At 37.4% G+C, this 19975-nt stretch carries 18 protein-coding genes; 9 read left to right on the top strand and 9 right to left on the bottom strand.

Annotation, left to right across the window (positions count from 1 at the left end):
- The first annotated feature begins 448 nt into the window (after window positions 1–448).
- Complete coding sequence (gene lplA, locus CTN07_RS08195) at window positions 449–1465, top strand: lipoate--protein ligase (RefSeq protein ID WP_005305632.1); 1017 nt, start codon at window positions 449–451, stop codon at window positions 1463–1465.
- 97 nt (window positions 1466–1562) lie between these two features.
- Here the strand turns inward: lplA and CTN07_RS08190 are convergent, their stop codons facing one another.
- The gene (locus tag CTN07_RS08190; RefSeq protein WP_005305635.1) at window positions 1563–2501 is read right to left on the bottom strand and encodes a cation diffusion facilitator family transporter; all 939 of its coding nucleotides are present in this window, start codon (window positions 2499–2501) and stop codon (window positions 1563–1565) included.
- Window positions 2502–2828: 327 nt separating this feature from the next.
- Here CTN07_RS08190 and CTN07_RS08185 point away from each other — a divergent pair, with 327 nt between their 5' ends.
- A complete protein-coding gene (locus tag CTN07_RS08185) occupies window positions 2829–3092 on the top strand; it encodes a hypothetical protein (protein ID WP_136039880.1) in 264 nt (87 codons plus the stop codon).
- Window positions 3093–3121: 29 nt separating this feature from the next.
- Here the strand turns inward: CTN07_RS08185 and CTN07_RS08180 are convergent, their stop codons facing one another.
- From CTN07_RS08180 to CTN07_RS08160, 5 genes are all read right to left on the bottom strand, one after another.
- Window positions 3122–3412 (bottom strand): hypothetical protein, encoded by a 291-nt coding sequence (locus tag CTN07_RS08180; RefSeq protein ID WP_036765783.1) that lies wholly within the window; start codon window positions 3410–3412, stop codon window positions 3122–3124.
- Between the two features lie 70 nt (window positions 3413–3482).
- On the bottom strand, window positions 3483–4685 hold the full coding sequence (locus CTN07_RS08175; protein WP_005305638.1) for a cystathionine beta-lyase: 1203 nt from the start codon (window positions 4683–4685) through the stop codon (window positions 3483–3485).
- A gap of 110 nt (window positions 4686–4795) precedes the next feature.
- On the bottom strand, window positions 4796–5707 hold the full coding sequence (secF, locus tag CTN07_RS08170) for a protein translocase subunit SecF (protein ID WP_036765784.1): 912 nt from the start codon (window positions 5705–5707) through the stop codon (window positions 4796–4798).
- Window positions 5708–5711: 4 nt separating this feature from the next.
- Window positions 5712–7541: a protein translocase subunit SecD gene (gene secD / locus CTN07_RS08165; RefSeq protein WP_172460614.1), complete on the bottom strand. Its 1830-nt coding sequence runs from the start codon at window positions 7539–7541 to the stop codon at window positions 5712–5714.
- Window positions 7542–7722: 181 nt separating this feature from the next.
- On the bottom strand, window positions 7723–8280 hold the full coding sequence (locus CTN07_RS08160) for a hypothetical protein (RefSeq protein WP_005305645.1): 558 nt from the start codon (window positions 8278–8280) through the stop codon (window positions 7723–7725).
- Between the two features lie 232 nt (window positions 8281–8512).
- Here CTN07_RS08160 and CTN07_RS08155 point away from each other — a divergent pair, with 232 nt between their 5' ends.
- Window positions 8513–9382, top strand: coding sequence for an NAD(P)-dependent oxidoreductase (locus CTN07_RS08155; protein WP_005305648.1), 870 nt, complete (start codon window positions 8513–8515; stop codon window positions 9380–9382).
- A gap of 88 nt (window positions 9383–9470) precedes the next feature.
- Here CTN07_RS08155 and CTN07_RS08150 read toward each other — a convergent pair whose 3' ends face one another.
- Window positions 9471–10688, bottom strand: coding sequence for a NupC/NupG family nucleoside CNT transporter (locus CTN07_RS08150; protein ID WP_036765786.1), 1218 nt, complete (start codon window positions 10686–10688; stop codon window positions 9471–9473).
- A 445-nt stretch (window positions 10689–11133) separates the two neighbouring features.
- Here CTN07_RS08150 and CTN07_RS08145 point away from each other — a divergent pair, with 445 nt between their 5' ends.
- The 4 genes from CTN07_RS08145 to CTN07_RS08130 all read left to right on the top strand — a co-directional run bounded on the left by CTN07_RS08145 (window position 11134) and on the right by CTN07_RS08130 (window position 14384).
- The gene (locus CTN07_RS08145; protein ID WP_005305654.1) at window positions 11134–11703 is read left to right on the top strand and encodes a hypothetical protein; all 570 of its coding nucleotides are present in this window, start codon (window positions 11134–11136) and stop codon (window positions 11701–11703) included.
- A 694-nt stretch (window positions 11704–12397) separates the two neighbouring features.
- A complete protein-coding gene (locus CTN07_RS08140) occupies window positions 12398–12946 on the top strand; it encodes a GNAT family N-acetyltransferase (RefSeq protein ID WP_005305657.1) in 549 nt (182 codons plus the stop codon).
- Between the two features lie 98 nt (window positions 12947–13044).
- Window positions 13045–13359 carry a DUF1289 domain-containing protein gene (locus CTN07_RS23315; protein ID WP_036765787.1) on the top strand — a complete coding sequence of 105 codons (315 nt, stop codon included), beginning with the start codon at window positions 13045–13047 and terminating at the stop codon, window positions 13357–13359.
- Window positions 13356–14384 carry a hypothetical protein gene (locus CTN07_RS08130; protein WP_005305660.1) on the top strand — a complete coding sequence of 343 codons (1029 nt, stop codon included), beginning with the start codon at window positions 13356–13358 and terminating at the stop codon, window positions 14382–14384. Before CTN07_RS23315 ends, CTN07_RS08130 begins: the two co-directional genes overlap by 4 nt.
- Before the next feature lie 104 nt (window positions 14385–14488).
- Here the strand turns inward: CTN07_RS08130 and CTN07_RS08125 are convergent, their stop codons facing one another.
- Window positions 14489–14824: a hypothetical protein gene (locus tag CTN07_RS08125; RefSeq protein WP_036765788.1), complete on the bottom strand. Its 336-nt coding sequence runs from the start codon at window positions 14822–14824 to the stop codon at window positions 14489–14491.
- Window positions 14825–15029: 205 nt separating this feature from the next.
- On the opposite strand from CTN07_RS08125, the gene CTN07_RS08120 reads away from it, so the two are divergent.
- Complete coding sequence (locus tag CTN07_RS08120) at window positions 15030–15515, top strand: CreA family protein (protein ID WP_036765789.1); 486 nt, start codon at window positions 15030–15032, stop codon at window positions 15513–15515.
- Window positions 15516–15572: 57 nt separating this feature from the next.
- Here CTN07_RS08120 and CTN07_RS08115 read toward each other — a convergent pair whose 3' ends face one another.
- Complete coding sequence (locus tag CTN07_RS08115) at window positions 15573–17216, bottom strand: methyl-accepting chemotaxis protein (protein WP_005305663.1); 1644 nt, start codon at window positions 17214–17216, stop codon at window positions 15573–15575.
- Window positions 17217–17608: 392 nt separating this feature from the next.
- Between CTN07_RS08115 and CTN07_RS08110 the strand changes: the two genes are divergently transcribed.
- Window positions 17609–19528: a RecQ family ATP-dependent DNA helicase gene (locus CTN07_RS08110; protein WP_005305666.1), complete on the top strand. Its 1920-nt coding sequence runs from the start codon at window positions 17609–17611 to the stop codon at window positions 19526–19528.
- Window positions 19529–19975: the final 447 nt, after the last annotated feature.

Genomic DNA, 19975 nt, shown 5'->3' with positions numbered 1-19975 from the left:
TTAAGATAATAGAAAGCCAGCATATTGAACTATCCCTCAATAGCTGGCTTTTTTTATATAACATTAATTAAAATATTCATAAGTCATCAACATTATAAAATTATGACAAACATCACAGTACAAACCGATAATTTTAAGGAAATGATGAATAGTTATTAATAAATGGTCATTTTTAGTTACACCAAACCAATCAAAGTAAACCTAATGTTGCAGATTTACTAATATCTGTAGCTCATAAATCATGTTAGTCTTCTTAGAAGCAATTGAAATATAAATTTCTAAGCAAGTCATAACTTATCAAATATTCCCAAATCATATGTATCCAGTTTAGACATATGATTTGGTTTTTTTCTTAATTGTTCCAACTCACCTAAAATTTTCTTCTTTCTTTACCAAGCTCATTAAACAGAGTACATTTCAATAATGTACAATTTTAGTCAGGTATTTTATGTCTAGCCTTCGTGTCTTTATATCTACATCAACAGATCCATGGTTTAACCTTGCTGTTGAAGACTCCATCTTTCATGCTATGGCACCAAATCAGCGAGTACTGTTTTTATGGCGTAATAATAATACTGTGGTTATAGGGCGAGCTCAAAATCCATGGAAAGAATGTAATACACATAAAATGGAATCTGATCATATAAAGCTAGCAAGACGACAAAGTGGAGGTGGCGCTGTATTTCATGATCTAGGTAATACAAACTTTACCTTTATGGCTGGAAAACCAGAGTACAACAAATCCATATCCACCCAAATCGTGATTGATGCACTACAAACATTAGGAATTAATGCTATTGCAACAGGACGTAATGATCTTGTTATTGAAGACGATGATGGTACTCGTAAATTTTCAGGTTCAGCCTATCGTGAAACCTTAGATCGAGGTTTTCACCATGGAACTCTTCTACTCAATGCCGATCTCAATCGTTTAGCAAATTATCTAAACCCAGATCCAAAAAAATTACAGGCAAAAGGAATTACATCTGTTAGAGCTCGTGTAACTAATTTGAGTAATATTAATCCATCCATTGATCATCAATCTGTTTCTACCGCTATAACTCAAGCTTTCTTTGAATATTATGGTGAACACGTTGAATTAGAACTGATATCTCCAGAAAAAATGCCTAACATTCCCGGTTTCGAAGAACGCTATAAGAAACAAAAAAGCTGGGAATGGAATTTTGGAAATACGCCTCAATTTATGCATTCACTAGATGAGCGTTTTACATGGGGGGGAGTTGAATTACATTTTGATGTAGAAAAGGGAAATATATCAAAAGTACAGGTATTTACCGATAGCTTAACACCTGATGTGATTGAATTTTTTGCCAATAAATTGGTTCTTGCTCCATATAAAGAAGATACGATAACTCAAGCAATAGAAGTCACACAAAAACAGTATCCAGCTCACCATGATGAACTTAAACAACTTCAAGATTGGTTAGTTAAAGCAATTCTATAACAATCTCCCCCCTGTTTGAATAGCTTAACAATAGGGGGAGAATTTCGCAGAATAAAGGGGTTAAAATATCTAAAGTTACTCTAACTTTCTTTCTAACTTAATGTTCTTTCATTGTTTCATTGCAATCATCACAGCATGGATTCATTACACGCTCTGCACAATTGAAAGGCTCAATATGGATAATAATATCAACAACTTCATCTAAATTATCAAGTAGCTTAGCTTTAAAAGTTTCTGCTATGGTATGGGCTTTTTCTATTGTCATTTCAGGATCAACCAAAAGATGAAAATCAATTAGGATTGAACTTCCGGTCCGGCGGCTTCTAATCGCGTGAACCTCTTTAATATTAATATCTTCTAATGCGAGTTTCTGAATCTGTTTCTCTAATTCAGAATCTGCTTCGGCATCCGTCAACTCTTTTACTGCTGGCCATAAGATTTCGATTGCAGCCTTTAAAATCATTAAAGTAACAATTAATGCCGCGATTTGATCCAAATAATGAAGATCTGGAACGACATAGTTAGCGATAACAGCAATAGCAACAGGCAATGAACTAAGAGCATCTGAACGGTGATGCCAAGCATTAGCAAATAGGGCTCGACTATTTACCTTTTTAGCTTGTATCACTGTCCAACGATAAAGAATCTCTTTTACAATGATTGAAGCAACAGCCGCACCAAATGCGAGCAAACTAGGACTATTATGTTGCTCTTGGCTAATAGAATGTAGAGATTCCCAACCAATACCGATACCAACAAGGGCCAACAAAATACCGATAAAAATATTGGTTAACGTTTCAAACCGACCATGCCCATAAGGATGTTCTTTGTCTGCAGGAGCCGTCCAAAACTTTGCACCAATCAAAATTGCAGCATCAGTAACTAAATCAGAAAAACTATGAACACCATCGGCGATCAATGCTTGGCTATTGGTTAACTTACCAATAGCTATTTTAACCACTGCAAGAATAATATTCGCAATAGAGCCAATCCAAGTTGCTTTACGGATGACCTGAACCGTTTGTGCTGATGACATAAAAACTTACCGCTAGCCTAAAAGCTTCATATCATACTTCTTTTTGCCCTATTAATCATTCTTCCTGATGTTATCCCTTATCAGATAGAAAAAATCCGCGATCATTATAGTTCATAACATTTCTCGATTTAACACTAACTGTTTTTATAAAAACTTTTATTTTTATAAAAAGAACAGAACTTAATCATAAAATAAATCAACATTGGGTTATTATTGACTAAATTCATCATTAGATCTTGTTTATATCACATAATGAATATTAAAATTTCCACATAGAAATAAAATCAAGACATAATGTATTTATTGGACCGAAAAGTTGGCAATATTATGGAAAATCTAGCAGCCTTTACCGAAAGAAATATATCTAATCACTCCACATTTAATGCTTGGATCTATGATAGTAATTTAAATTATAAAACCTTAGATATTGCAGAAAAACTTAACTCAACTCAACTTAGTCAATTAATTGACAGCAATCTTCACCTTATAATTGAAAATATTATCGAACATAAGTTTTTTATTATATTTTCTGAATTATCGATTGTTACTGAAATAATTTTCAAAAATAATCAAGTAATTGAAATTAAGTAAAAAAGGAGCCACTCTCAAGTGGCTCTTTCTTATAATTCAATAACTTTTCTCTCACCACTACTGCACGCTTGGTATCCAGACTCCCAACCATCACTGTAACGGGTTTCTGTATTGATAAATGTGTTGTCTTTTAAGTAGTTATAACTATCCATCCCTATTTTATCAAGGGCACTATCACATCCATGATTATACCCATAATAATAAATGCTATCGTATTTAACATCGCTTACATATTCATCGGGATACAATTGGTAACTAGTATTCGTTCCTGCACAACCAGCAAGAATCAATAATACACTCGTAAAATATAATTGTTTCATATCACCTCCTGTATAATCTATTTAATTCTAGCTTAATTAAAAAAATAAGCATGATTATCGATTTATTCCATTATGATATATTTTGTTGTTTGTATTTTTTATTTAATACCTCAAGACCATCATTCAAATCAGATATTAAATCTTCAACACTCTCCAAACCAATATGAAGCCTAATTATTGCCCCTGAGAACTCTTTTTTATCTACAGCTCTTATACTATTAATATTATGATTAGCAAGAATTAAGCTTTCATACCCCCCCCAAGAATATCCCATACTAAAATGCTTCATACTATCTAGCATTGCATTTACTGAAGATATATCACCATATTTTAGAACGAACGAAAATAACCCATTAGAACCTAAATAATCACGTTTAAAAAAAGCATTGCCATCACAACTTTCAAAGGCAGGATGTCTTACATGATCAACTTCAGGGCGCTGAGATAACCAGTGAGCTACTTTTAATGCACTTTCTTCATGTTGTTTCATTCTCACCCCTAAGGTTCTTAATCCTCTAGCAGCAAGATAAATATCATCAGGAGATGTACACTGTCCCATTAAGTAGCTTTGTTCTTGTAGTTGGCTCCAACAGCGTTCGTTAGCAGTGGCAGTTCCTAACATGACATCGGAGTGACCAACAATATACTTAGTTGCTGCTTGAATAGAGATATCAACACCATGGTCAAATGGCTGAAAATTAATTGGTGAAGCCCATGTATTATCCAACATCACCACCATATCATGCTCATGTGCAATTGAGGCTAGTTTAGGGACATCTTGTACTTCCATCGTGATAGAACATGGCGATTCTAAAAATAGTACACTTGTATTGGGTCTGATTAATTCTCGTAATTCATCACCAATCAAAGGATCATAATAGGTTGTTTCTACTCCCATACGCGCAAGAACTTTATCGCAAAAATCACGTGTTGGCTCATAAACTCCATCAACCATTAAAATATGATCACCAGCCTTAACAAAAGCCAAAATTGAGTTTGTTATTGCCGCAGCACCACATGGGAATAAAGCACAGCCAACCCCGCCTTCAAGTTCAGTCATTGCTTCTTGAAAAGCGAAATGCGTATTGGTTCCTCGACGGCCATAATAAAGAGATTTATTACCTCGATTAGCCGTTGCTTCTTTCATCTCTTTTACTGAGTCAAATACAACCGTTGACGCTCGGCTTACTGGGGTATTAACTAAATGTTGCGTCCACTTTTTTGCACGTCCTGCCGTTATAATTTTTGTGTGTAACCCTTTGTTCTCTGTCATTACTCTTCCTTGACTAATTTACGTTTAAATTACCATAGCAAGGGTTGAAGTAAAAAAAAAGCCGCTTATAGATTCATAAGCGGCTTAGTTTTAAAACAAATTAGAAAGAGTTAGATGTACTCTTCTTCTTTTGGTTCTGGTTTTGGCATGTAATGTTCAGGTTTCAAACCAAGATATTCTGGTAATACAGTACCAACAGAAATTGAAGACCATGTACCCGTTAGAATACCGATAAACATAGCAATAGAGAACCCTTCAAGAGAAGCACCACCTAGTAACCATAAAGAACCAACGGTCATCAATGTTGTACCGGATGTCACCATAGTACGAGAGAACGTTGCTACAATCGCTTCGTTATTGGTCTCTTCTAATGTCTGTTTTGGCTTAGCAATTAGCAACTCTCGGATACGGTCTGCGATAATAATGGAGTCATTCAATGAATAACCCAAAATCGCCAATACTGCCGCTAAAACCGTTAAGTTAAACTCCATTTGCGTTGCCGCGAAAAAGCCTAACACTAGAACCACATCGTGAAGCAGAGCAAGAAGTGAACCAGATGCTAGACGCCATTCAAAACGGTAGCTTAAGTAACCCATAATACAAAGCAGTGATAACAGTAATGCTAAGCCACCCTGATCAGCCAGTTCTTTACCAACCTGAGGACCTACAATACTGGTATTCAATACTTGAACATCAGTCTTTAGTGGAGCAAGAACTTCATTAAGTGCAGGATATTGAACCCCTTTAGCAGGAGTCGCATAACGTAACACCCAACGTCCAGGTTCATCTGCTGCAATTACGACCACATCTTGATTGAAGCCAGCATCTAGTAGAGGACGAAGCTCACTACTTGTTACTTTATTATCAGCTAGTTGTACTTCACTTACTACACCACCAGTAAAGTCTAAACCCCAGTTTAAGCCTTTAAGACAAACAAAAGAGATAGAAATCACCATCAAAGAGATAGATACAATACTCGTAAAATAACGAAGCTTAGTTAAGTTTTTAACAAGATAATTCATTGTCTTAAACCCTTACGTCGTGACGTGAATCGCGGCCCCATACCAAGTTAATGATGGCACGAGAAGCAAAAATACCAGTAAACATACTAGTTAATAGACCAAGACCAAGAGTTAGAGCAAAGCCTTGAATAGGACCATTACCGATAGCATAAAGTACTACTGCGGTGATCATGGTTGTAAAGTTCGCATCAAAAATAGTGCTAAAGGCGCTGCTAAAGCCACGATCGATCGCTTGAGCAAAGCTACGACCTTCTTTCAATTTATCTTTAATACGTTCAAAAATTAGTACGTTGGTATCGACCGCCATACCAACCGTCAATACAAGACCTGCAATACCAGGAAGGGTAAGAACAGCACCAGGGATTAATGCTAATAAACCAAATAGCATAATCATGTTACAGATAAGAGCAATATTGGCTACCCAACCTAGACGGCGGTACCAAACTGCCATAAATAACAATGTAACACCCATACCTAATGCTAAAGCAGCAAAACCGTTCTTGATGTTTTCAGCACCAAGAGTTGGACCGATTGTACGTTCTTCAACAATAGTAACAGGAGCAGTTAATGAACCAGCACGAAGAAGTAACGCTAATTGCTGTGCGTCTTCTAAAGAACCAGCTCCCGTAATACGGAAACGGCTACCTAATTGAGATTGAATGGTCGCAACACTGATAATGGTGTTAGTTTGAACCGTTTCACCTTTATCATTACGGCTATATTCGCTATAAGATGTTGCCATTGGTTTGCCGATATTATGACGAGAGAATTCAGACATAATATGACCACCAGCAGAATCTAGTGTGATATTTACTTCTGGAGTACTCATCTCACCAAAACCAGCGCGAGCATCGATAATATGATCGCCACTTAGCACAGGTTTACGACCTACGCGAACAGGGCGACCTTGCTTATCATCCAGCACCATAGTACTGCCTGTACCTTCTTGCTTCACAGCATAGAATGCAAGACTTGCTGTTGCACCGATAACTTTTTTCGCAGCAGCTGGGTCTTGAACACCTGGCAACTCAATACGAATACGGTTTTCACCTTGACGTTGAACAACGGCTTCTGTAATACCCAACTCTTCAATACGGCTACGCATAGTCTGAAGGTTTTGTTGAACAGTTAAGTTACGAAGTTCTGTCTGCTCTTTTTCTTTAAGCGTTAAAATAAGATTATCGCCATTACCATTTGTTGGTTGCCACTGAGGGTACTGTTGCTCAACAAAATGACGGATCTTACTGTTTGCATCTGAACTAGGAAGACGTACTAATAATTTATCAGCAGCCATAATTTCTATACGAGCGGCACGAATGCCTTCTTTGCGAAAATCGGCGCGTAAATCATCAGCAAGAGATTGACCTTGAACCTTAAAGACTTGGTTCACATCGACATCTAATAAAAATTGAACACCACCACGTAAGTCTAGACCAAGCTTGATCGGTTCAAAGCCCATATCTTGTAGCCACATTGGCGCTGCTGGTTCAAGAGCTAGCGTCAAACGCTCTTCAGCATTTTCACCTTTAATCAACTTAGCTAAAACTTCTTTTGCTTTAGTTTGTTGATCTTCTTCATCCAGAATCACAATGGTATGAGCTGGTTTTTGCTCAATTTTCTTAATTGCGATGTGATTATCATCTAGCTCTTTTTTAATCGCAAAAGGTGTGGGTACCGGACCACCTTTAGCACTGATTTGAACTGCCGCATCTTCACCAAACCACGTTGGGATCGCGCTTAAAAGCATGATTGCAACAGTCACCACCAATACGACATATTTCCATGCCGAGTAATGGTTTAAGATCTGTTGAGGTTTTCTTTTTCTCATTACCATTTCTTCCTATGCTTATAACGTTAAGCACATATAAACCTGACTTGACCTCACCATGAGATAACAAGTCATAACAAAAGATAGAAGTAAAAATACGAATTAGGTATTTTTTAACGAAATATAGATAGATTTAGCTATCGAAATAAGAAATTCGAAACTAAAAAACTTAGAGAGTGAGCGTGAGTTACGCTAAATATTGATGTGAATAAATTCGGTATGTCAAATTGCTCTCTTTCCAACCAGAGATGCGATTAGAAGACGGTTTTATCTTGAGGATCCAATCAAGTGTTGGACATAAATCTTCAGAATAGCTTTTCGCTATACTCAAAATTGAAGGAACTGAAATCTCATGGGCGAGATAATAAAGAGGCTGGACTTCATCGGGATCATGATGAGCCATACTTAAAAATCGACTAGAATTTGCTAACCCTAACCGAATATCATGGGATTCACGGCTTTGATGATCGCCATGAGACTCTTCTTCTGCCTGATTCGCAAAATTCCAAATCAGCTTATCTTGTCGAGCAAAGGGGTATGAAGCAACTGTCTCATCTATGTGAATTTGACGATATAACGTTGCAATATCAAAGGGACTATTAGTATCTTCGATGACCAGCTGGTTAGCATTTACACTCAAATGATAAAAGTCTTGTTCAAATTTCGTTCGAGCGTCAGCATGAGCAACCGAAGTTAACCCAAGACAGAGCATTAAGATAAATGAACGAAATAAAACCGAAAACATAAAATAAGCGAGAAATTAACCACTGTTTTAAACTATGACGTCGCATCATAAGGCTGACGGCGCAGAGATACAAGTGAATAATTACATAAAACAGCAAAGTTCACCACACGACAGAGCTTATGACAAAAATCTGAGTCTTTATCCTCAAATACCTTTAAGATGTTAAGTTCAATAACAATAGCTTGGGTATATATCCTCGCAGACACAAAATATAAACAACAAGGAGATAGTCGTGCATAAAAAGGTCGCATTTATTGGTTTAGGCACCATGGGATACCCAATGGCTGCTCACCTACAAAAAGCAGGATATCAGGTCACGGTTTATAATCGAACCCATGAAAAAGCAATAAATTGGGTTAAAGAATATGGAGGTGAGTGCGCATTAACGCCAGCAGTCGCAGCTAAAGGGGCTGAAATTATCTTTACTTGTGTCGGTAATGATAATGATGTTCGAGAAGTCTATTATGGCGATAATGGTATCTTATCTCATGCTAAACCAGGAGCCATTCTTGTTGATAACACTACGGCATCAGCACAACTGGCTCAAGAACTTTACAATGCAGCTAAAGAGGTCAATTGCCACTTTTTAGATGCACCTGTATCGGGTGGTGAAGCAGGAGCAATTAATGGCTGTTTAACAGTAATGGTGGGGGGCGATAAAAATGTATTTGAACAAGCAAAAGATACAATAGCCGCTTTCGCAAAAGCAGTAACCTTGATGGGCGATTCAGGTGCTGGACAAACAACAAAAATGGCGAATCAAATCTGCATTGCCGGTATTTTGCAAGGATTATCAGAAGCCATCACGTTAGCGAAAGCATCGGGTTTAAATATAGAACAGATGGCTGAAGTATTAAAACATGGCGCAGCAGGTTCTTGGCAACTGGAGAACCGAGCCTCGACTATGGCTGCTGATCAATTTAATTTCGGTTTTGCCATTGATTGGATGAGAAAAGATCTCGCCATTTGCTTTGAAGCCGCGGACAAGCTTGGTGTTGATTTACCTATGACTCACCAAGTAGATAAAGAGTATGAAAAATTACAGCAGCAAGGTTTAAACCGTTGTGATACGTCAGTACTTATTAAACAATTTGAACAATAAGCTGTTTGATATTTGATCCAACATACAGTTACAAAACAGAGGGAGGCACTTAGCCTCCCCTATCGAATCAACTATTTATCACTCTTCATTATAGAGAAATAAAAATACCTGCAAGAGCTGCACTCATCAAGTTAGCTAATGTCGCGGCAAGAACAGCACGGAAGCCAAGATTTGCTACATCACTACGGCGATCTGGCGCCATCGCACCAATTGAGCCGATTTGAATCGCAATTGAACCGATGTTAGCAAAACCACACAGAGCAAAAGTAATGATCACTTGAGTATGCTCAGAAAGAGTCTGCTTAACATTTGCAAAATCCATAAATGCTACAAATTCATTTAGGATCAGTTTCTCACCGATGAAAGAGCCAGCCTTCAACATTTCATGAGCAGGAACACCCGCAACAAAAGCCAATGGGGAGAATACATAACCAAGAACTTTCTGCATCGTCATGCCAGCAAAGCCAAACATCTCACCAACAGATTCTAATCCAGCATTTACCATAGCGATAACACTAACAAAGGCAATCAGCATTGTACCGATAGCCACAGACACTTTCATGCCGTTCATTGCACCAGCTGCTAAAGCATCAATTGCATTGCTGTGATCGCTTTTTTCCATTTCAATCGCAGTTTGCTCAACAGGCGTACCGGTTTCTGGTACTAAGATCTTTGCCATTAATAGACCGCCAGGAGCAGCCATAAAGCTAGCAGCAATCAAATATTTCAGATCAACACCTAAGCCTGCATAACCACCAAGCACTGAGCCTGCTACTGATGCCATACCACAGGTCATCACAACAAACAGTTCAGAGCGAGTCATTTGAGAAAGGAAAGGTTTAACAAGAAGTGGCGATTCGCCTTGAGAAAGGAAGATGTTACCTGTTGCAACTAATGATTCCGCACGACTAGTACCTAAAGCTTTTTGAATTCCACCACCAAGAACTTTGATGATCCATTGCATTACGCCAAGATAATAAAGAAGGGAAATAAGAGCACTGATGAAGATAACAAGAGGGAGGACACGAATAGCAAAAACAAAGCCGCTTTTTTGAATATTGGATAAATCACCAAAAACAAACTGAATACCCACATCAGCAAAGCTTAATAGGCCAGCAACACCATCACTCATGGCCCCTAGCATTTTCTGCCCAATAGGTATATATAATACCAACGCTGCAAAGCCCGCCTGTAAAAACAGAGCTCCGCCTACTGTGCGCCAATTGATGGCTTTTTTATTTTCAGAAAAAGCCCAAGCGCACAAAATCAGCACCAAAATACCGGCGATACTAATTAATAACTGCATTATTTCGTCCTACGAGTTTTAATTGGATGTCGAAAAATGTAGGTCTTGCTGTCTGTTGAAACAAATAGGACAGATGCTTTAGAGAAAAAGCAAAATAGGAAGGTGTCAAACCCAAAGGCTTAACAAACAAAATTGATTCCGTCCGATTGTACAACATACAAGTCACCTAAATTAACAAGCTAACATTAACGCCGGTCCAACTCCGTGGGTCGTTCACATTCCATGGTGACAGCTTGTAACTAAGGTGGCTGAACTCGATGGTTCTGGCCGGGAGCGGAGTATATAGAGATATGGATCACAAAAACAAGCCCTAAAGGCATTTTTTTTAGTTTATTTGCTTATCTGATGGGAATCTAGCCAAAAGGATAACGTTTAGCTCAAGTGTTAATATGGTCTGCCGATAATATAAGAACCATATAAAAACAAACAGTTAGTATTAAATTGTATGACTAAATCTCTGTTACTGCTCAATCAATTAAAGATAATCGTTTGTATTGTCTTTTTTCTTTGCTCATCCAATGTATTTGCGAAAGTCGTATTATCGAAAGTTCACTTGCTTAATTATACCGATACCTATGGCAACTTATACTTTCCTAGATTTAGTGATCTTCAATTACCCTCACCGTTAGACGTCCACGGCAGTCTTATCGCATCACACACTAAAATTTCGCCTCTTCCCTCTCCTTTAAAGGTTGAAGGAAATGCAGACTTGTCTTATACCAACCTCACCTTTCTACCCAACACGCTAAAAGTTGGAGGATATTTAAACCTTGCACATTCTCAGGTTAATCGCCTGCCGGAAGGGTTAATGATACCTGGTGATTTAAGCTTAATTTCAACCCCCATTACCTATTTACCCAATAACCTATTTGTTGGTAGAAATTTATATCTTAACAATACAAAACTCACCTATTTGCCTCTTAATCTAAAAGTAGGTGGGAATTTATATCTATCAGGAAGTAAAATAAAAGAAATACCAGAATCGGCACAAATAAAAGGTAGAGTAATTAATTAACTTTTGAGATATTAAAGCGATACTTATCACCTAAAGTATCGCTTACAGGTTTAATCACTTAGATTTTGCAGTAGTTTTAACTGATTGATTTTGATAGTAAAACCACTGTCTACGATTACGTGATTTCATAAAACACCTCTGTTTTTATTTTTGAACATAAATCAAAAAATTACCAACGGTATAAATTGATTATTATGTTGCTTTATTATTGTTACTGTTTAAATAAACTCTAATGACATATTCATGACAATGAGACTAACAGCTTACGTTTACTTTAAGTGAGACCGTAGAACTAATTAAAAGTTTCAAGTTTCTACTTAAAGTTTATTTTTAGAAATGTGATATGTTGCGTGGAGTGATGTTCTTAACTTCAGTGACGGTTAAAGCTAGATAGGCTTACAGTGCTAATTTTCACCTTACGACTTATATCAACCTGCCTAATATAAGTAGCTTTAATAAACTTAGCAACTATTTTTTGAACAAAAAGCATACTTTAATTTTAAGAAACCCTTAACCCTTTGAAGAATATGGAAATAGATTTTAATCTCAATATGGAATACCACGATAAAAAGAGCCTTTAAGATCCCATTTTGAATACTTTCCTCATGCTATATGTCAAAAAATTGATCTTACAACTAGAGTAAAACTGTTAATTCTCTTTAAATGAAAGAAGCGACTTAATCTTGGAGGTTTTATGTCTCTTCACCAACCGTTATTAGAAACACCTCGTTTATTACTGCGCCCCTTAGAATTATCAGATTCTACCAAGATTCAGCACCTTGCCGGAGACTTCAGTATTGCAAATAAAACACTATCGGTACCTCACCCTTATCATGATGGAATGGCAGGACAGTGGATTGGCGTTCATTTAGCCGGGTGGCAAGCAAAAACATCCATTATGTTCGCCATTGTGGAAAAACAATCAAACAAACTCATCGGTTGCGTAGGTCTAGAACATATCAAAGATAACCACGCACAAATTGGTTTTTGGATAGGAGTCCCTTATTGGGGGAATGGGTTTTGTACAGAAGCGGCTTTGGCTGTAAAGGAATATGCGAGTCGTGACTTAGAACTTCATTATCTCTACGCACGCCATCTACATCGTGAACCATCATCTGGCAAAGTTATGAAAAAGATAGGAATGGAGTACAAAAACTCTGTCGAACGTCTACATAATAATCATAAAGAACAGCTTGATTATTATGAATGCGTACTAACAAAAAGCCATATTGAAACGAAATAACCCAAAACTCAGCACCAGTAATTAAGAAGAGAAATCCATACAAGAACATCTCTTTTTAGTATTATTAGAGACCTGAATAAAAAGCGATAACGGTATCTATGAAAACTCCATGCATCGGTGTGTGTAAATTGAAAAATGGCATCTGTATAGGTTGTGGCAGAACAAAAGCTGAAATTCAGCAGTGGTCAGCTTTAACCGAGGAACAACAAGAGATAAAGATCCTCCAAATTCGAGGGGTTAGATATACGCACACCTGCCCTCAGTGCCAACAACCAACTTACTGTGGGTGTAAAGCAGAAGATGAAACGTGTTGGTGTTTTGATCTAGATGTAAAAAAAATTGAGACACGTAAACAGACATCTCATAACCAATGTCTATGCCGCCAGTGTTTAGCAAAGCGACCGTCACTATGAAAATAACCAAACGCCAAGCACAATTTTTAGACCAAACCCTTTCTCATTGGCATAAAAAAGGATTAATTGATGATGAACAAGCTAAACAGCTAGCAGTCAGTTATGAAATTATTGGTTTTGATTGGAAATTATTAGCTGTTTACTCATTTTGGATCGCTATTTCATGTTTTGTCATCTCTGTCAGTGTGCTTGTTGCAGATGATTACTTAATGTCATTAATCGCAAAAATTATTGATACGCCAGCCAGTATTCTTGCACTACTATCTGCGCTAATCGCTACTATGTTCTATGGATTTGGGATCCGCCGTCGTCGCCTTAATCCCAGTAAAAACATCAGTAATGAAGCTATCTTCTTTTTTGGAGTTCTCATGACAGCCGTTTCCTTCGGCTTTTTACATGAAACATCAACATTTAATCAGTGGAGTGATACTTGGTTTATTTTGGCTCCCACCCTTATTTATGGCTTCCTGGGCTTTCAACTTAGATCCATACTTATCTGGTTATTCTTTCTCATTGGAGCAGGATTATGGTATTTACTCCAAACCGATCTATGGAGCAGCTCTGAACACTACTTTTTAGGTACTAATATTCCATTACGATTCGTCTTTTTTGGTGCTGTTATACTTGCATTTGGTCATTGGCAAAAAGAACGCCAACCATATTTACAAGATTCCACCTTATTTATGGGTTTGCTGTACAGTTTCTTCGCTTTATGGCTCCTCTCGATTTTTGGTAACTACTCAGAAATCAACTTATGGCAAAAAACACCACAAATAGAGCTTATACAATGGGCAGCTTTCTCAATTTTTGGCTGTCTGGGCGCTATCTATTTCGGTATTAAACACAATCAAGTGTTATATCGCAGCTTTGGTATTACATTTTTACTGATTAACTTATACACCCGATTCTTTGAATACTTTTGGGATAGCATGCATAAAACCATTTTCTTTGCTCTACTCGCTATCAGTTTTTGGGCTCTAGGCAGTAAAGCCGAAAAGTTATACCCCAGCGATATAAACAAATAAGTCCCGTATTAATAACCTTTACCATAGAAACAACAAAGCCGTTGGTTTTATCCTCCCAACGGCTTTAATCTGCAACCCTATCCATTATCGTATATTCTCAAATATTAACGACCCGCTTTAAGCTCAAGATTATACAACTGAATTTCATGCATAACTCGTTCAGTTAAAATCTCACTCATTGTCTCTTGTACCGAGGCTTGCATTTCAGAAATAACAGGAAAAACATTCTGGTTCATTTCATCCAAGCACTCTTTCGATACTTTCATCCGCATATCAAATTCAAAAGCAGCCAACTCTAAAAAACGTTCCATTCGCTGAGTAATGGTTCGAGCCATCTCTACATCAGCTCCGAGATCAACCAGCTCTTGCTCTACCATCTTTTCAAGTTCAGTGGGTTCTCTGCGTGGTTCTTGCACAGGAAACTTTAATACATTAGACATAGCCCCCTCCAAATTGATTACTTTTTTTATCGCATTTCATTGCACCTTTTTTACAGTCACACTTTTATACTATGTTGATTTTTTGTTAATTTAAAGTTTTTATGTCAAAATATCGAGCAAGTAGAGCTAATTCACTAAAATCTGACGCAAAATCACACTATAAATATTAAGATAAACCAATAGCTTGTATTATTTGGAGATAAATATGAAAAAAGCGCCGTTAATTGCAACCCTTATTGCTGCAACAACTCTACTAAGTGGCTGTGGAGGTGATGAAGTGGGTGATGTTTCTTTAGGTGCTTTTACAACTAAAGACATCAAACTAAATTCTCTTGTAGACCCTGATGTTCCTGGAGTGACATGTCATATTGCAAGTATTGAAGCAAACTTAAGTCTAGCCGATCCATCAGACTCATCAATTTCTTGTCGTCAAACGGGCGAAATCACCCCCGAAATGATCGCTCAAATTGATAAATCAAAATCAGGGGAAGTTGTCTTTAAAAAATCTAAGAGTATCTTCTTTAAGTCGATGAAAATTCGTCGAATATTTGATGCTGAACATCAGACTCTTATGTACTTAAGCTACTCAACTAAAGAGACCTCAGGCAGTTTTAAACACAGTTTATCGACTGTACCTCTTTGGGGAACAAAAGCCTATATTGCACCTGCGGTAACAGAGCATAGTAACTAAAAGAATAAACAAGGCGGTTTATCTTAGAATGATGAACCGCCCTATTTCCTATTAATGCTACACTTTAAATTGTCGAATTAATGTATCTAATTGCTCACACTTAGTTGCTAAGTCTTGAATAATATCGTGACACTGATTTGAGCTAACAACCACATCTTGGCTATTATCAGCAATCTTTTGAATATTAAGATTTATATCCTCACTAACTTGGCTCTGTTGAGTAGCCGCTGTTGCTATTTGCAAATTCATTTCATTCACAACATTAATAGAATCAGTAATACTCTCTAGTGAACGATTAGCATTATTAGCTTGCTCAACAGTTGCAATACCACTTTGACTACTCAAAGACATTGCTTTCACTGCTTGATTTGCACCTTGCTGAAGACGCTCAATCATAATCTGGATCTCGCCAGTACTTTCCTGTGTTTTACTGGCTAAAGAGCGAACTTCATCAGCCACAACAGCAAAACCACGACCTTGCTCTCCTGCTCGAGCCGCTTCAATGGCAGCATTTAAAGCGAGCAGATTAGTTTGATCAGCAATGCCTCGAATAACATCAAGTATAGAGGCAATATTACTTACATCTCGTTCAAGATCACTAATCACAATACTTGAGGATTCAATCTCTTCAGAAAGTTGATTAATAGCAGCCACCGTTTGATGAAGTACAACTTTAGCAGCATTAGATTCATCAGAAACCAATTGGCTTGCTTGAGCCGCTTCACTTGCATGCTGGCTAACCGTATCACTTGTTGCACTCATCTCATTTACAGCAGTGGCGGCAAGTGCACTCTGTTCCTGCTGATCAACAACTCTTTCAACTACCGTTTGAGTCGTATCTTTGATTTGAACAGCTTGTGAACTAACCGTATTAATGGTTTGGTAAACGGCTTGAACTGTAACATGAATTTTATCAACGAATTGGTTGAATGATGTCGCTAACTGCCCTAATTCATCACTAGATTCCACAGGTACTCGTTGAGTTAGATCCCCATCACCTGTTGCAATATTTTCCATTGCAATACGCAAGCGCTGCATAGGAGCAAGAACCACTTGTCCAACACCTAATACAACAACTATAGCCAGCATCAATGCGATAAAACCACCGATCTGAAGCGACAGTACCGCTTGACGAATATCAGATTCAATACTTTGACGAAGTTCAGTTAATGATGACTCTATTTGTCCTCGAATACCTTTTAGTTGAGATCTTAACTGCTCAAACTCTTTATTCATTTGAGCATCATTCTCTCGACTATAGGATTCTGCCAACATAGGATTATCAGCCATATAAGAATAATGCTGGATCCAAGCTTCATAAGTTGAACGCAATTGTGATAATTGGCTTTGGGTCGAGGTTGGTAAGAACTTTGAATCAATTAGCTCTTGTACTGACATTAAACGAGGTAAAGCTTTACTACCATTGTCCTCAAACTCAAATTGATGATATGCCAATAGTTTAGCATCACCTTTTGCCAAAATAATACCCTGACCAGCAGTCACAACTTGGTAGAGATCGCGATATCCATCTTCAAGTTTATCAAGAACCGGTTGGACCTCCGCTCTCTGTATTCGCTCAGACTCTGCAACATTACTAAAAACAACTAATGCAAAGCCAATAATCAATAGAAAAATACTAACGATAAACGCCATTGGAATAGCAAATTTCCAACGGAAAGATAAATTTTTAAACCACTGCATACATATATCACTTAAAAATAAATTCTCTGTTTTATCTGCAACAGAGAGATTAACTTAAAAGCAATTTTCAGCACTCATGAGTGATATCACAAAACATCTCGATAGTAATAATAAAAGAGTCAGTTACGACTCATGATATAAACCTAAGCGCTCAATAATAGACATAAATATATTTCTGTTAGACATAATCCCTGAATTCAACCATGAACTGCACAAGCTTCAAATTTCCACCTCATTTCTGGTCCAATTATTCTCGATGAATCTAACACTACCCCAAAATAGCGTTCATAAAACAACAGAAATAGTTATAAAACGATCACATTTTTTGTGCAGGTATGCCCAACACCCGAGGAATAAGGTAGGATAAGAAAAAAATACAGAGTGTCTGAATTATGTACTTACAAACATTAGAAAAAGTCTTTGGATTTGCTCAACTGCGACAAGGGCAAGATGATGTGATTTCCCGAGTTTTAGATGGACATTCAAGTGCTGCCATCTTTCCGACAGGTTCAGGCAAATCTTTATGTTATCAACTACCAGCTTTGCTTCTCCCTCATCTTACTTTGGTCATTTCGCCGCTATTGGCACTAATGAAAGATCAAGTTGATTTCCTTCAAAGCAAAGGTATCGCAGCGGCATCAATTGACTCAAGCCAAACATGGGATGAAAGTCAAAATATCATGCAACAAGTTCGACAAGGTGATATCAAAATTTTAATGATTTCTGTTGAACGCCTAAAAAACGAACGATTTCGACAATTTATCTCACATGTTCCGATTTCATTACTGGTTATAGATGAAGCTCACTGTATTTCTGAATGGGGACATAATTTTCGTCCTGACTATTTGAAATTACCTGAATACCAAAAGGCACTCAATATTCCTCAAGTGCTACTATTAACAGCAACGGCAACACCCGCTGTTATCGATGATATGCAACTAAAATTTGGCATCGAAAAAGAGAATATTGTAGTAACAGGCTTTTATCGTCCTAATTTAGATCTCAACATTCTTACATCAGAAGAAGATGAGAAATTCTCAAGTTTGTTAAATCAAATTGCGAACGATCAAAATCAAGGTCCAACAATTATTTATGTCACTTTGCAAAATACCGCAGAATGGCTTGCTGAAGAACTCGAACGTCACCATATCCATGCTCATGCCTACCATGCCGGCATGAGCAGTGAGCGACGTAATGATATTCAGCAACAATTTATGCAGGGTAAAATCGACTGTATTGTTGCTACCATTGCTTTTGGCATGGGTATTGATAAATCAAATATTCGCCAAGTTATTCACTTTGATTTACCTAAGTCAATTGAAAACTACAGCCAAGAGATTGGCCGAGCAGGACGTGATGGTCAGCAGTCAACCTGCACTGTTATTGCGAATAAATCGGGCCTAAATGTTTTGGAAAACTTTATCTATGGCGATACTCCAGAACAAAGTGCCATCATTAAAGTGTTAAGCGAAATAGCACAGGCAGAGCAGCATTGGGAAGTGATGATCAACCGTCTATCGAGAGATAGTAATATTCGATTATTGCCATTAAAGACGCTACTCGTTTATCTAGAAATTCGTAATATTATCGAGCCCGTATACAGTTATTACGCTGAGTATCGCTTTAAATTCAACATTCCAGTCAATGATATCTTGCAACATTTTGAAGGCGAACGTTTACAGTTTTTACAAGCCATATTCTCATGTTCGCCTAAAGCAAAAGTATGGCATACACTAGATTTTACTGCGTTATGGCAACTCTATCAGTGTGAAAGACAACGCGTTGTGGCTGCGATGGATTATCTTGCACAAAAAGGTTGGTTGACCCTAGAAAGTAAGCAAATGACCGACGTGTATAAAATCACACACAGCTCATTTAACATAGAAGATGAAGCCAAGGCCTTGTATGACCTTTTTCATAATAAAGAAAATAATGAGATCAACCGCATTGATGAAATGATAGGATTTTTCGAAAGCAAAGAGTGTCTAAGCTATAAACTTGCTCAATACTTCGGTGACGAAAACGCTCCTAAGCAGTGTCATCACTGTTCCGTATGTAGAGGGAAAACCGCAACTTTGCCCGCAATCGTGTTAGCGGAACCGATAGATAATCGAAAAATAACGCAATGGTGTGATGAATTTATAGCCAAATGTAATGAACAACCAGAAGCCAGTGTTTTAAGTCGCTTTTTAACCGGAATGGCTTCTCCGATCCACACGACGATAAAAGCCAAAAGTCTAAAAGGCTTTGCCCAATTAGAGCATTACCCGTACAAAGATGTACTTGAACATGTTAAGCAATGTTATGGATAAATTAGACAAAAAAACATCATTCAGTATTACTAAACTGAGTTTTCATCATTTACGAAAAGTTAGCAAAAAACACAACTTTATGTATTTCTTAACTTTTTAATTAAATTCATAGAGTTACACTGTATTTGGGGTGATATTTTTAAGCCTAAAAAGGTCAAAATATCGCCCCATTTACTGCCCCATGGACTCAAAACGCCCCATTTAGCGCCCCATGAAATCCCTAGATTTTAACTCAAAACATCAGCTAGAAAACGTCAGATTATGGAAGTTTAAGATTTGGCATTTCATACCTTTTTATTCCATACATTTAATCTAGCTCTTAGAAATCATCAAATGATTAAAAAGCCATTAATTGTGCATAATATCAAGTTGTGACTTTTTGAATCATCTGTGGCCTATCATATAGTTAAATGATGTTATTAAGCTAAAAGGCAGATAAATATGGAT

This window comes from Photobacterium damselae, from assembly GCF_003026815.1.
In the GTDB taxonomy this organism is placed as follows: domain Bacteria; phylum Pseudomonadota; class Gammaproteobacteria; order Enterobacterales; family Vibrionaceae; genus Photobacterium; species Photobacterium damselae.
This window is presented reverse-complemented; position numbering and strand designations above follow the sequence as displayed.

Coding starts and splice junctions, on each gene's coding strand:
- lplA (WP_005305632.1), top strand. CDS start 449: ATGTCTAGCCTTCGTGTCTTTATATCTACATCAACAGATCCATGGTTT.
- CTN07_RS08190 (WP_005305635.1), bottom strand. CDS start 2,501: ATGTCATCAGCACAAACGGTTCAGGTCATCCGTAAAGCAACTTGGATT.
- CTN07_RS08185 (WP_136039880.1), top strand. CDS start 2,829: ATGGAAAATCTAGCAGCCTTTACCGAAAGAAATATATCTAATCACTCC.
- CTN07_RS08180 (WP_036765783.1), bottom strand. CDS start 3,412: ATGAAACAATTATATTTTACGAGTGTATTATTGATTCTTGCTGGTTGT.
- CTN07_RS08175 (WP_005305638.1), bottom strand. CDS start 4,685: ATGACAGAGAACAAAGGGTTACACACAAAAATTATAACGGCAGGACGT.
- secF (WP_036765784.1), bottom strand. CDS start 5,707: ATGAATTATCTTGTTAAAAACTTAACTAAGCTTCGTTATTTTACGAGT.
- secD (WP_172460614.1), bottom strand. CDS start 7,541: ATGGTAATGAGAAAAAGAAAACCTCAACAGATCTTAAACCATTACTCG.
- CTN07_RS08160 (WP_005305645.1), bottom strand. CDS start 8,280: ATGTTTTCGGTTTTATTTCGTTCATTTATCTTAATGCTCTGTCTTGGG.
- CTN07_RS08150 (WP_036765786.1), bottom strand. CDS start 10,688: ATGCAGTTATTAATTAGTATCGCCGGTATTTTGGTGCTGATTTTGTGC.
- CTN07_RS08145 (WP_005305654.1), top strand. CDS start 11,134: ATGACTAAATCTCTGTTACTGCTCAATCAATTAAAGATAATCGTTTGT.
- CTN07_RS08140 (WP_005305657.1), top strand. CDS start 12,398: ATGTCTCTTCACCAACCGTTATTAGAAACACCTCGTTTATTACTGCGC.
- CTN07_RS23315 (WP_036765787.1), top strand. CDS start 13,045: ATGAAAACTCCATGCATCGGTGTGTGTAAATTGAAAAATGGCATCTGT.
- CTN07_RS08130 (WP_005305660.1), top strand. CDS start 13,356: ATGAAAATAACCAAACGCCAAGCACAATTTTTAGACCAAACCCTTTCT.
- CTN07_RS08125 (WP_036765788.1), bottom strand. CDS start 14,824: ATGTCTAATGTATTAAAGTTTCCTGTGCAAGAACCACGCAGAGAACCC.
- CTN07_RS08120 (WP_036765789.1), top strand. CDS start 15,030: ATGAAAAAAGCGCCGTTAATTGCAACCCTTATTGCTGCAACAACTCTA.
- CTN07_RS08115 (WP_005305663.1), bottom strand. CDS start 17,216: ATGCAGTGGTTTAAAAATTTATCTTTCCGTTGGAAATTTGCTATTCCA.
- CTN07_RS08110 (WP_005305666.1), top strand. CDS start 17,609: ATGTACTTACAAACATTAGAAAAAGTCTTTGGATTTGCTCAACTGCGA.